Genomic DNA, 13185 nt, shown 5'->3' on the forward strand with positions numbered 1-13185 from the left:
TGATTTAAATCTGATGATTGAAACAACCGCAGACCTTGAGGCGGCGTGCCAACAGCTGGCCCGCTCAAATTATATTACGATCGATACTGAATTCCTGCGCGAGACGACCTTCTGGCCGGAGCTCTGCCTGATCCAGATGGCGAGTCCGGATCTCGCCGTCATCGTCGATCCGATGGCCAAAGGCATCGATCTTTCGCCCTTCTTCGCGCTGATGGCCAATCCCGAGGTCATCAAGGTATTCCACGCCGCGCGCCAGGACATCGAGATCATTTTCCATCTCGGCAACCTCATTCCGCATCCGATCTTCGATACGCAGGTCGCGGCCATGGTTTGCGGGTTCGGCGACAGCGTCTCCTATGACCAACTCGTCAATCGCGTCACCGGCACCCAGATCGACAAGTCTTCGCGCTTTACCGACTGGAGCCGCCGGCCGCTGACGGACAAGCAGCTCGACTATGCGCTCGCCGACGTCACGCATCTGCGCGACATTTACAAATACCTGGCCGCCGAACTGGAGCGCGAGGGGCGCTCGCTGTGGCTGACCGAGGAGATGGCGATCCTCGAGGCGCGTGACACCTACGACCTGCATCCGGACGACGCCTGGCAGCGTCTGAAGATGCGCGTCAAGAAACCGATCGAACTCGCCACCCTCAAGACCGTCGCCGCCTGGCGCGAACGCGAGGCACGCACCCGCAACGTGCCGCGCGGCCGCATCCTGAAGGACGACGCCATCTACGAGATCGCCCAGCAGCAGCCGAAGGACGCGGAAGCGCTGGCACGGCTCAGAACCATCCCCAAGGGGTGGGAACGCTCCAGCGCCGGAACTGCGGTCATCGAAGCGGTCAACGAGGCGCTTGCGATCCCCAAGGCCGATCTGCCGAAACTGCCGCGTCAAAGCCATGCGCCAGAAGGTGCCGCTGCCGCAGGCGAAATGCTGAAAGTGCTTTTGAAGCTGATCGCCGAAAAGCAGGGCGTGGCCGCGAAGATCATCGCCAACAGCGACGATCTCGACAAGATCGCTGCCGAAGGCGAGAAGGCCGATGTCGGCGCGCTCAAGGGCTGGCGGCGCGAGCTCTTCGGGGAAACCGCGCTGAAGCTCATCAATGGCGAAGTGGCTCTTCGTTTCGTCGACAAGAAGATCGAGACGGTGGAGCTCGGCGGCTGAGCCTACAAGGGCGGAGCCAAGTTTCCGCCCGAATCCGGCTCTAGCTGAAAGCCCGGCGGAACAGAATCACCATCGTCTCAAACGAGGTAACAGGGCGTGGAGCCGACGCAGTTAAACCGTGCCGGCTGAGACCTATGCCGCTTCTTCCGATACCGGGGCTTTCCGCATGCGTTGGCGCTTCTCCACTTTCGAAGGACTGCTCCTGCTCCTGGTGGTTGCGGCCGCCGGGGCAGTCTACGCCTGGATTGCCTATGGCACAGGCGCGCTGATCGGCGCGACCTATGCGCTGTTCATGTGCATTCCGATCATTGCGTTCGAGCGGCGCATCATTTTCAGACGCCTCAACCGACGGATTCACGCCTTCTCGACCCCGATGTTTTTCGTCGCCTCGCTTGCGATCTACTTCGTGCTTCTTGACGTCGGTTACGCGGCCGCCGGTCTGATCATGCAGACAAGCGGCGCTTTCGGCGATGTCTACTGGATGGAGGCGATGATGCCCTCCAAGACGGTGCTGCTCTATGCGCTGACGATCTCGGGCTCGCTCGTCTTCATCCTCAGGGTCCGCGAACTTCTTGGCCGCGACGTGTTCCTGAGCCTCCTGACGGGGCGTTACCGCAGACCGATCCAGGAGGAGCGCGTCTTCCTGTTCATCGACCTCGCCGGCTCGACCTCCTATGCCGAACGCAACGGCGACCTCAGGATGCAGGAATATCTCGGCAAATTGTTCGCGACGATTGCCGACCCCGTGCTGCGCTATCGCGGGTCGATCGACGACTATGTCGGCGACGCTGCCGTGATCACCTGGCCCTTCGACCGGGCCACCAACAATGCAGCCTGCATCCATTGCGTCTTCGACATTCTGGAAATCATCGATGCGGATGCGCACCGTTGGCAGAAGGAGTTCGGCGAAGTCCCGCGCCTGCGCGCGGCGCTTCATGGTGGCACCATCGTCGCGGCCGAAATCGGCCTCGATCGGCATAAGATCACCTATTTCGGCGACACCGTGAACACCACTGCCCGGCTGGAAGGCTTCTGCAAGACCCTCGGCCACCAGGTGCTGATCTCCACCGATCTCGCCCGCAAGATGCGTCTTCCGCACTATGTCCGCGTCGAGGATCTCGGCGAGCACGCCGTCAAGGGACGCGGGCAGAAGCTCGGCGTGCTGGCGCTGCGTGTCGGAGGCTCGACGCCTGCCCTCACCCCCAGTGCGGCGGAATAGTCATCGTCGGGCGGCAGCGGCATCAGCCGTGCAGTTTTGCGCCCTTGGTGATCTTGTCGACCAGCTTCTTGTCTGCATGAATGGCGATGCCGGCAACGGCGGCATCATCCGGGCTGGTCTCTGCGAAGACCGCGCGGTTGGCGCTGTCGTGGCCGGTGGCGAACATCGCGTCGACATAGATCGACGCCCGTACGTCCCTCTCGATCGCACGGTGTTGAATGTTGCCGAGCGTCTTCCCATCTGCGGCAAGTACGATGATCGGCTGAACGCTCAAGGCGTTGTAGACGTTGCCGGCGCCGTCGCGATAATCTTCACCGATGATATCGGGCTTCTGCCCGGCAATACCGGTGGCGAGGAAGGCGGTGACGTTCAGCTTCTGCCAGGTTGCCAGGTCCTCGCGCAATACGATCGCAAATTTGGTATCGAACATGACGGTCATCTCCATTTCAGCCCGACAGGGCGTGCCGGAAGACGCATTATCGGAGGATGCCGCGATCGATCTTGAACGATTGTGCGGAACACCTGGCGACGGCATCCGCGTCGCTCCAGCGGTCGAAGGCATCGAGCGCATCGAAGCGCGGCTGCACGGGAAATTCTTCGAGCCGCACCGTCACGACACCTATGCGATCGGCGTGACGCTGGGTGGCGTTCAGACGTTTCAGTACCGGGGCAAAAGCCGCTTCAGCAAACCCGGAAGTATCATCATCCTCCACCCGGACGAGGTCCACGATGGCGGGGCGGGAACGGAGATGGGGCTACGCTACAGGATGATGTATCTGCAGCCGGAAAAGTTGCTTGCGGCGCTCGACGAAACGGGCCGCTCCCTGCCCTTCGTCGCAGCGCCGGTGGTGGGTGATGAGGCCTTGCGTCAGGCAGTCGGGGAAGCCTTGATGGACCTCGACAATGGCATTGACGAACTGGCGCTCGACGATATCCTCGTGCGGATTGCCGAGGGCCTCTCCCGGCATGCCGGCACCAAGGACATCAAGGCGGGAAAGGCTGACAGGCGCGCCGTTCTCGAGGCAACGGAATTCCTTCGCGCCAATCTCGAACGGCCCGTCGGATCTCTGGAACTCGAGGCGATCAGCGGACTTGATCGCTTCACGCTCGCCCGGCAATTTCGCAAGGTTCTCGGCACCAGCCCGCACCGCTATCTCTTGATGCGGCGGCTGGAGCGCGCCCGGCAGATGATCGCCACGGGCGAAAGTCTCGCAGGCGCGGCTCTCGAGACCGGCTTCGCCGACCAGGCGCATTTCACCCGCCATTTCAAGCGCGCCTACGGCATCACGCCCGGGCGCTGGTCAAGACTCACCGTCGCCGGCTGAGCCTGTCACCAAAGCTTCATCGGCCTGTAAAGCAAGCATCACCCAACCGTCATCAAAGCCGCCTATCGGGTTGCCGTCTACAGCGCCGCGCGTCCGATCGGACGCGCAAAGGGTGCTGTAGCACTTTGAATGGCTGCATGCCTTTGTCCTGAAATCGAGGGCGAGGAGACATGCAGGAGGCTCCAACCCATGGTGACTTTCATGACGAAAACGCTTCTCGCCACCGCGGCTCTTTCTCTTTTGATGACGATGGCCGCTTCGGCCGAGGAAAAGTCCTTCACCGCCACCTTGAAGGGTCACGCGATCCTGCCGGCGAACACGATCATCGCTGCCCCCGCGGACGCTCCTGACTATCTGAAGACCTCGGGCAAGTTCACCACCCCGGACCGCAAACGCGCAGGAGCGCTCGGCACCGTCCCGGGTAAGGACGGCGTTCGTCCGACGGGCTTTTCGTTGCCTTTCGACGGCCAGCCGATGCAGGGTTTCTCCGGCATCAAGGTGATGGCAGACGGCACCTTCTGGAGCCTCTCTGACAATGGCTTCGGCAACAAGCTGAACTCCACTGATGCCATGCTGATGCTGCACCACATCAAGATGGACTGGGACGCCGGCAAGGTCGAGGCGCTGAAGACGCTGTTCCTCACCGACCCGGACAAGAAGGCGCCCTTCCCGATCGTCATGGAAGGCTCCGACAAGCGTTATCTCACCGGCGCCGACTTCGACGTCGAATCGATCCAGCCGGTTGCCGATGGTTTCTGGGTCGGTGAGGAGTTCGGGCCCTACATCCTCAAGTTCGATCTCGACGGCAAGCTGACGGACGTCATCCCGACCACGGTCGACGGCAAGCCGGTCATGTCGCCCGACAATCCGACGCTGACGCTGCAGGCCGATCCGTCGAAGAAGACGCCTGCCTTCAACCTGAAGCGCTCCGGCGGCTATGAGGGCATGGCCCTTTCCAATGACAACAGCAAGCTCTACGGCCTGCTCGAAGGCCCGCTCTGGACGGACAGCGAAACGGTCGAGCAGGCCGATGGTCGCCCGGCGCTGCGCATCATCGAACTCGATGTTGCAAGCAAAGCCTGGACCGGCCGTAGCTGGCTCTATCCGCTAGCGGAAGGCGGCGAGGCGATCGGCGATTTCAACATGCTCGATGACAGGACCGCGCTGGTGATCGAACGCGACAACGGCGCCGGTACGGTCGACAAGGCCTGCGCCGATCCGAAGGCCCCCAAACCGGACTGCTTCGCGACAGGCTCCAAGGTCAAGCGCATCTACAAGATCGCCTTCGATGACAGCAATGTCGGCAAGGCTGTGCGCAAGATCGGCTACATCGACCTGCTGAAGATCGCCGACCCGGACAACAAGAAGCGCCAGGGCGGAGGCGAAGGCTTCTATGACATGCCCTTCGTCACCATCGAGAACGTCGACCGTGTCGATGCGACCCACATCATCGTCGGCAACGACAACAACCTGCCTTTCTCGGCCGGCCGCTCGCTCGACAAGGCCGATGACAACGAGTTCGTGCTGCTCGAAGTCGGCGATTTCCTGAAGGCCGAATAAGCGACAAGGGCGCGCGAACACTGCATGTTTTCCTTAAATCGTTTGCCGATTTAAGGATAAAAACATGCAGCAAATCAGACTGCTACAGCGACCTTTGCGCGTCCGACAAGACGCGCGGCGCTGTAGAGCTCGCGCGCCCTTCTATTTGAACCCGGATTTTGAAGGTTTCAGCTTTCGAAGTGGAAAGCGAGCCGCTTGCCGGTAAGCTTGCCGAGTTGCTGCAGGCGCCCGTCCAGCCGTTCACCGGCAAATTCCGAATAGGCGGCAGGAACGACGATTTCGAGATCCGCGTCCGGCTGAGACGACTTGCGGAACGTCAGGTTCCGCGCGATCCCCGGCATCGATGCCGAGAAGAGATAGGCGACACGCAGCAGGCCGCCGAGCAGCTTCGCCAGTTCCAGCAGGCGCGGCGTGGTGATGCCGGCGAGCGCGTTCGTGGCGCCGTCGTCGTTCAGCCCTTCGAAGCGATAATAGTTGGCAAGCGCGATATAGGCGCGGCCCGCATGGGTGATCCCCGAGAAGGTCGAATGAGCAATGATGTTCAGCGCCTGCAGGCCGCGGTAATCCGGGTGCGCGCGCCAGCTGATATCGGCGAGCAGACAGGCGGCCTGACGATAACGGCTTTCCTCTTCCGTCTCCTCGATCCCGAAGTACGGCACCATGCGGCCCGTCCAGTCCGCGAGTTCGCGGGCGTGTTCCGGCGAGCGGGCCCGCAGAATGGCAATTTCGTTCGCCGCCGTCAGCAGCGGGTCCTGGGCGCGCTCGTGATCGTTGAGCAGCGAGAACAGATAGCCTTCGCGCACGCCGAGCGCGGAGAACGAAATCCGCTCCGGCTCCATGATCGAGAGCGCTTCCTGCATGGCGATCGCCCCGAAGGGCAAAAGGCTGCGCCGGCTCTTCGAGATCGTCGAATAGGCCGCGGGCTTGATGTTCTTCGGCTCGATCACCTCCGGCAGGAGCGCCATCGCCTCGTCGAAGGAAATCTCGTAGCCCTGCATCATGTGCAGCGGATAATCCCGGATCTCCATGTGCAGCTTGGCGATCGAGCGCCAGGTGCCGCCGACGGCATAGAAGGTGCGTCTCGTTCCGGTCCTCAGGACAGCCGAGTTTTTCATGAACTTGCGCACCCAGGTGCGCGCTTTGGTCAACGAGCCGTTGCTGTGTTCGAACAGACGAATGCCGCCGAGCGGCAGGGTGATGCCCTTGCCGATCTTCGTGCCCGAGACGTCGACGAGTTCGAGGGAGCCGCCGCCAAGGTCGCCGACGACGCCATCAGGATCGTGATAGCCGCTGACGATGCCCATCGCGGAATAGTAGGCCTCCTCCTCGCCGGTGAGGATGCGGACCTTGTGACCAAGGATCGCCTCCGCCTTTTCGATGAAAGCCGGGCCGTTGCTGGCCTCGCGCGCGGCCGCGGTGGCGAGCACGTACATCGATGTCGCACGCGCCTGCTTCGAGAGCGCGTGAAAGCGATGCAGCGCCTTTAGCGCACGCTCGACGCTTTCTTCGTCCATGCGACCGGTGGCATCGATACCCTTGCCGAGACCGCACATCACCTTTTCGTTGAACAGCACGGCCGGCGAGCGGCTCAGGCCTTCGTAGACGACAAGGCGAATGGAGTTCGAACCGATATCGATAACAGAAACCGGGCGGATGCCGGGCAGACGCCCCTGCGCTTCAGATTCGACCATGCAATTCCAGTTTATTTGTGCCAGCCGCTCTTCCAGCCGGCGATGAGCTTCGGTGCGCTGGACTTCAAGGCCTCGCCCCGGCCGGAGAGGCTGGGATTGGTCATGAAATAGTACTGTGCGTTGAAAGGCTCGGCGTCCTTGCCGACTTCCATCCGGCGAGAGGTGCCGTCAGGAAGAATCTCGTAGCTCTGCTGGTTGTCGATGAGATTGCCCAGCATGATCTGCGACAGAACCTGTTCGTGCACAGTCCGGTTGATGAGAGGCACGAGCGTCTCGACCCGCCGGTCCAGATTGCGCGGCATCATATCCGCCGAGCCGATATAGACAAGGGCATTTTCCGATGGAAGCCCATGACCGTTGCCAAAGCAGAATATGCGGGAATGTTCGAGGAAACGGCCGACGATGGACTTGACGCGGATGTTGTCGGAGAGCCCCGGAACCTGCGGTCGCAGGCAGCAGATGCCGCGCACCACGAGGTCGATCTCGGCGCCGGCGCGGCTCGCCTTGTAGAGTGCATCGATGATTTCCGGATCGACGAGCGAGTTCATCTTCATCCAGATCGCCGCCGGGCGCCCGGCCTTGGCGTGCTCGATCTCTTCATCGATGTGCTTGAGAATACGCGGGCGCAGCGTGTGCGGTGAGACCGCCAGTTTCATGCCCGCTTCCGGCTCGCCATAGCCGGTGATGAAGTTGAAGATGTTCGCCATGTCGTGGGCGATCACCGGATTGCAGGTGAAGAACGACAGGTCCGTGTAGATCTTCGCCGTCACCGGGTGATAGTTGCCGGTGCCGAGGTGGCAATAGGTCCTGAGCTTGCCCTCCTCGCGCCGAACGACCATCGACATCTTGGCGTGGGTCTTCAATTCGATGAAGCCGAAGACGACCTGCACGCCGGCGCGTTCCAGGTCGCGCGCCCAGCGGATATTGGCTTCCTCGTCGAAGCGAGCCTTGAGCTCGACCAGAGCAGTCACCGACTTGCCAGCCTCGGCGGCGTCGATCAACGCACGCACGATAGGGCTGTCATTCGACGTGCGATAGAGCGTCTGCTTGATGGCGACGACATCAGGATCGCGCGCCGCCTGCAGCAGGAACTGCACGACGACGTCGAAGGATTCATAGGGGTGGTGGACGACCATGTCCTTTTCGCGGATCGCCGCAAGGCAGTCGCCGGCGTGTTCGCGCACCCGCTCCGGAAAGCGCGGATTGTAGGGCTCGAAGCGCAGGTCATCGCGCGGCGCCTTGGTGATTTCCGAGAGCGTGTTGAGCGCCAGCAGCCCCGGCAGAACGGCGATGCGGTTTTCCGGAACGCCGAGTTCCTGCACGACGAACTGGCGCAATGATGCCGGCATCTCCGAATCGGTCTCGATGCGGATCACCGATCCGCGGCGACGGCGCTTCAGCGCCGTCTCGAAGAAGCGCACCAGATCCTCGGCCTCTTCCTCCACTTCGATATCACTGTCGCGAATGATGCGGAACGTACCGGAACCCTTCACCTCGTAGCCGGGGAACAACCGGTCGATGAACTGGCTGACGACGTCCTCGAGCGTGATGTAGCGGATGACGTTCTTGACGTCGGGCAGCCGGACGAAACGATCGAGCGCCACCGGCAAACGCAGGAGCGCCGTCATCGGCTCGCGGCCGGTCTTGCTGACGAGCTGCAGGCCCATCGAAAAGCCGAGGTTCGGAATGAACGGGAACGGGTGGGCCGGATCGATCGAGAGCGGCGTCAGCACCGGGAAGATCGACTGATCGAATTCGTTGGCGAGCCAGCTCTTATCCTGCGCCGAAAGCGACGCTGGACGCACGATCAGGATGTCCTCCTTGGCGAGATACTGCTGCAGCACGGCGAGCGAGGCCTGCTGCTCCATCTGCAGGTTGTCGATTTCCTTGAGAATGTCTTCGAGCTGCTCGATCGGCGTCTTGCCGTCGGGCGAACGCATGGCGAGGCCCTGGCGCACCTGCCCTTCGAGGCCCGCGACGCGCACCATGAAGAACTCGTCGAGGTTGGCGGCGGAGATCGACAGGAAGCGAATGCGCTCCAGCAGCGGATGCGCCGTGTTCAGCGTCTCTTCAAGCACGCGACGATTGAACTGCAGCCAGGAGAATTCGCGGTTGATGAAGCGCTGCGGGCTGGTCAGCAGATCGACATCCTCTGCCACAGCCTGGTTTTCGTTCACCGCCGATACCGCGTTATCCATGCTCATTCGATCCCATTGCTCCGGTTGCACCGGCTATCTCAGTTTGACGACGGTTCTGTGACAGTCAATCGGACCGCCGTTGATTCCCCAGTTCTTCAAGAACTTCGGAGGCGAGCGTTCGGCTGAGCTTCGTACCGCGCGAGAGCGCCAGATGATCGATCCGCTCGACGATCGTCTGCGCTGCTTCCAGCGACCGCTCCATGCGCTGGACGATGTAGCCGACGAGCCGCTCATCGACGAAGAGTTGGCGGTCTGCAAAAAGCTTGATCAGCACCTGCGTCAGCAACTCGTCATCCGGCTCCCCGATCTCGACGACGGTCGCCGCCTTCAGGCGCGAGCGCAGATCCGGCAGCGTGACCGGCCAGGACATCGGCCAGAGCCGCGTGGTCATCAAGAGGCCGGTGCCGTGCTGGCGCACGTTGTTGATGACGTGAAACAGCGTGGTGTCGTCGAAGCTGCTCCGGTCGGCGTCCTCGAAGAGAACAGGCTTCTCCGCGGCAATCAGCGCGGCATCGGAGCCGGCGAGCGGATGGATTACCTCGGCTCCTGCCCGTTCCTTCCAGATGCTGGCGAGATGCGATTTGCCAGAGCCAACCGGCCCGGCGATGATGACGACCGGTGACGGCCAATCCGGCCAGTGGTCGACGATGGCGATCGCCGCGCTCAGCCGGTCGGAAACGAGCAGATCCTCACGGCCCGTCGCCGGGTCGTGGCCGAAGGCCAGGGGTATTTGTTCGAATGGGCGTTTTGTCATGCTGTACTCGGGACAATCGTCGGCAATCAGGCGGCCTTGTCGCTCTTCGCCTTCTTTTCCACGGCCTTGCCGTGCCCGTGATAGAGGTCGCTATCAAGGTACCGCTGGATGCCGAAGCGGACAAGCACGCCGATGGCCGCTGCCGCCGGCACCGCCACCAGCAGACCGACGAAGCCGAAGAGCGCGCCGAAAGCAAGCAGGGCAAACATCAGCCAGACCGGATGCAGGCCGACGCTTTTGCCCACCAGCTTCGGCTGGAGGATGTTGCCCTCCATGAACTGGCCGCTGAAGAAGACTGCCAGCAAGAGGCCGATCCAGAGATAGTCCGGCCAGAACTGCACCAGGGCGACGCCGACGGCGAGCACGAGGCCGACCAGGGACCCGACGTAGGGAATGAAACTGATCATGCCGGCGAATAGGCCGATCAGCAGGCCGAAATTGAGACCGACGAGCGACAGGCCGATGCCATAGTAAAGGCCGAGAATAACGCAGAGCGAACCCTGCCCGCGCACGAAACCGGCAATCGTCGTGTTCATGTCCCGGGCGATCTGGCGCACCGTCGTCACATGGTCGCGCGGCACCCAGCTATCGACCTTCTCGACCATCCGGTCCCAGTCGAGCAGAATGTAGAAGGCGACGACGGGGGTTACGACGAGCAGCGAGATGACGTCGAGCAAAGCCACGCCGGAGTTCCAGATCTGCTGGAAGAGCGTGCCCAGGAAGGCGGCTCCCTGTTCCAGCAGCTTGCCGGAACTTTGCTTCAGCGACGGCATCTGGCTCGCCAGCCAATCCGGAATGAGCCGTGTCTGCGCTTCGTTGACGAGCAACTGCAGCTTGGCGGCGTAGCCCGGGATGTTCGCGATGAAATCCGAAGCCTGGCTGACGATCACGGGAATGATGATCATCAGTGCAAGCACGAAGACGACGACGAAGCCGATCAGGATGACGACCGTTGCCATCAGCCGGCTAAGGCCGAGCCGCTCGAGCCGGTCGGCGACCGGATCGAGGAAATAGGCAAGCGCCATGCCGGCAAGGAACGGCAGCAGGATCGAGCTGAAAACCATGAGGAAGGCAATGAAGGCGGCAAGCACCAGCAGCCAGAAGATGACCTGGCGCTGCAATCCGGAACCGCTGACCTTGATATCCATGACGCTCCCTTTAGATCACGATGATTTTAGGTCGGATCGGCCCAAAATCATCGTGATCGTTTCTCATAAGTGAGAGCGGGACGCGGACGGAAGGCCGCACGCACTTCTTCTCATCCCGCTCTAGCGCGCCGCGCGCACCGATCGCGTATCACAATCCTTCAAAGGAGATAGGGGGCGGCGCGGGCGCCGGTCAAGTCCAACCGGGCGGGAGCGTGTGGTTTGGAGCCATACTCGCTCGCTTCCATCGTGGGATATGGGCAAAATGTTGAAAAAACGCCGTTGACGACAGCTCTCGGCTTGCACTCCCTTGCCTGCCGTGCCAATCGCATCCGCAAATTACCTGTCGCACGACGAGCCTTGGAGAACGAGCATGAGCCAGTCGGGAAAGAACGGCCTCACCTATAGCGACGCGGGCGTGGATATCGACGCCGGTAACCTGATGGTCGAGAAGATCAAGCCGCATGTGCGCTCGACCAGGCGCCCTGGTGCCGACGGCGAGATCGGCGGCTTCGGTGGCCTCTTCGATCTCAAGGCAGCGGGCTTTACCGACCCGGTTCTGGTTGCCGCCAATGACGGCGTCGGCACCAAGCTCAAGATTGCCATCGACGCCAACAAGCATGACACCGTCGGGATCGACCTCGTCGCCATGTGCGTCAACGACCTAGTGGTCCAGGGCGCCGAACCGCTGTTCTTCCTCGATTACTTCGCCACCGGCAAACTCGACCCGGATCAGGGTGCGGCCATCGTCGCCGGCATTGCCAGCGGCTGCCGGGAAGCGGGCTGTGCGCTGATCGGCGGAGAGACCGCGGAAATGCCGGGCATGTATTCGGGCGGCGACTATGACCTTGCGGGCTTTGCCGTCGGCGCCGCCGAACGCGGTCAGTTGCTTCCCGCCGGCGACATCGGCGAAGGCGACGTCATTCTCGGCCTCGCCTCGTCGGGCGTTCATTCCAACGGCTATTCGCTGGTACGCAAGATCGTTTCGCTCTCGGGCCTTGCCTGGGACGCCCCTGCTCCGTTCGGCGAAGGCACGCTCGCCGACCTGTTGATGACGCCGACGCGCATCTATGTGAAGCCGCTTCTGAAGGCAATCCGCGAGACCGGCGCGATCAAGGCGCTCGCCCACATCACCGGCGGCGGCTTCCCGGAGAACATTCCGCGCGTGCTGCCGAAGCACCTGGCGGCCGAAATCGACCTCGATGCAATCAAGGCGCCGAAAGTGTTCTCCTGGCTCGCTCAAACCGGCGGCGTTGCTGCCAATGAAATGCTGCGTACCTTCAATTGCGGCGTCGGCATGATCGTCGTCGTTCCCGCCGACAAGGCCGCAGAGGTTTCGGCCGTGCTGACCGGCGAAGGCGAAACCGTCTTTACCCTCGGCCGGATGGTCGCGCGCGCCGAAGGTGCTGCCGGCACGATCTACAAGGGCAGCCTCGCCCTATGACGAGCGATGTGACGTCAGGCAAGAAGCGGGTCGTCGTCTTCATTTCGGGCGGCGGCTCCAACATGCTGGCGCTCGCAAAGGCGGCGGCGGAACCCGGTTTCCCGGCCGAGATCGTTGCCGTCATCGCCGACAAGGCGGATGCCGGCGGGCTCGCAAAGGCGGCGGCGCTCGGGATTCCGACGAGGAGCTTCCAGCGCAAGGATTTCGAGAGCAAGGACGCGCACGAGGCGGCAATCCTTGCCGAACTCGATCGCCTTTCGCCCGACATCATCTGCCTGGCGGGCTACATGCGGCTGCTCTCCGCGACGTTCATCCAGCGCCATGAAGGGCGGATTCTCAACATCCATCCCTCGCTGCTGCCGCTGTTTCCGGGCTTGCATACGCACCAGCGCGCGATCGACGCCGGCATGAAGGTCGCCGGCTGCACCGTGCACTTCGTCACCGAAGGCATGGACGAGGGCCCGATCCTCGCCCAGGCGGTCGTGCCGGTTCTCCCCGGCGATACGTCCGACAGCCTTGCTGCACGGGTGCTGACCGTCGAGCACCGCACCTATCCGATGGCGCTGCGAATGATGGCAGAGGGCAAGGTGCGCATGGAAGGCGGCCGCGCGGTGATCGATGGCGCTCGCGAGGCAACGGGCACGCTGATTTCACCGGCGGCGTGATAGTCCGCGGCTGTCGTGA

General features: G+C 62.3%; 11 protein-coding genes. 6 read left to right on the forward strand and 5 right to left on the reverse strand.

All coding sequences use genetic code 11. The annotated features are described in order from the left end of the window. Positions 1-13 precede the first annotated feature (13 nt). A complete protein-coding gene (gene rnd / locus AC0C6X_RS10670) occupies positions 14-1165 on the forward strand; it encodes a ribonuclease D (RefSeq protein ID WP_173516106.1) in 1152 nt (383 codons plus the stop codon). Between the two features lie 166 nt (positions 1166-1331). Then, positions 1332-2384 (forward strand): adenylate/guanylate cyclase domain-containing protein, encoded by a 1053-nt coding sequence (locus AC0C6X_RS10675; RefSeq protein ID WP_173518108.1) that lies wholly within the window; start codon positions 1332-1334, stop codon positions 2382-2384. 22 nt (positions 2385-2406) lie between these two features. Here AC0C6X_RS10675 and AC0C6X_RS10680 read toward each other — a convergent pair whose 3' ends face one another. Further along, entirely contained in the window at positions 2407-2814 is a 408-nt protein-coding gene (locus tag AC0C6X_RS10680) for a DUF2000 family protein (RefSeq protein WP_472952994.1), read from the reverse strand. Between AC0C6X_RS10680 and AC0C6X_RS10685 the strand changes: the two genes are divergently transcribed. Together AC0C6X_RS10685 and AC0C6X_RS10690 are read left to right on the forward strand one after the other, a co-directional pair. Continuing rightward, entirely contained in the window at positions 2813-3709 is an 897-nt protein-coding gene (locus AC0C6X_RS10685; RefSeq protein ID WP_472952996.1) for an AraC family transcriptional regulator, read from the forward strand. The two genes, AC0C6X_RS10680 and AC0C6X_RS10685, sit on opposite strands and share 2 nt — an antisense overlap. A gap of 201 nt (positions 3710-3910) precedes the next feature. Next, entirely contained in the window at positions 3911-5269 is a 1359-nt protein-coding gene (locus AC0C6X_RS10690; RefSeq protein ID WP_472952999.1) for an esterase-like activity of phytase family protein, read from the forward strand. 167 nt (positions 5270-5436) lie between these two features. Here the strand turns inward: AC0C6X_RS10690 and ppx are convergent, their stop codons facing one another. From ppx to AC0C6X_RS10710, 4 genes are all read right to left on the reverse strand, one after another. Next, positions 5437-6960: an exopolyphosphatase gene (ppx, locus tag AC0C6X_RS10695; protein ID WP_173516102.1), complete on the reverse strand. Its 1524-nt coding sequence runs from the start codon at positions 6958-6960 to the stop codon at positions 5437-5439. Positions 6961-6971: 11 nt separating this feature from the next. After that, positions 6972-9158, reverse strand: a complete 2187-nt coding sequence (locus tag AC0C6X_RS10700; protein ID WP_247958239.1) for an RNA degradosome polyphosphate kinase — start codon at positions 9156-9158, stop codon at positions 6972-6974. Between the two features lie 64 nt (positions 9159-9222). Beyond that, positions 9223-9912: a DnaA regulatory inactivator HdaA gene (hdaA, locus tag AC0C6X_RS10705; protein WP_173516101.1), complete on the reverse strand. Its 690-nt coding sequence runs from the start codon at positions 9910-9912 to the stop codon at positions 9223-9225. A gap of 26 nt (positions 9913-9938) precedes the next feature. Then, on the reverse strand, positions 9939-11060 hold the full coding sequence (locus AC0C6X_RS10710) for an AI-2E family transporter (RefSeq protein ID WP_247957832.1): 1122 nt from the start codon (positions 11058-11060) through the stop codon (positions 9939-9941). A 370-nt stretch (positions 11061-11430) separates the two neighbouring features. Between AC0C6X_RS10710 and purM the strand changes: the two genes are divergently transcribed. Both purM and purN read left to right on the forward strand, forming a co-directional pair. After that, positions 11431-12501: a phosphoribosylformylglycinamidine cyclo-ligase gene (gene purM / locus AC0C6X_RS10715; RefSeq protein ID WP_173516099.1), complete on the forward strand. Its 1071-nt coding sequence runs from the start codon at positions 11431-11433 to the stop codon at positions 12499-12501. Next, complete coding sequence (purN, locus tag AC0C6X_RS10720) at positions 12498-13166, forward strand: phosphoribosylglycinamide formyltransferase (RefSeq protein ID WP_247957833.1); 669 nt, start codon at positions 12498-12500, stop codon at positions 13164-13166. The genes purM and purN overlap by 4 nt, the downstream gene beginning before the upstream one ends. Positions 13167-13185: the final 19 nt, after the last annotated feature.

Source organism: Ensifer sp. VA4, from assembly GCF_055710065.1.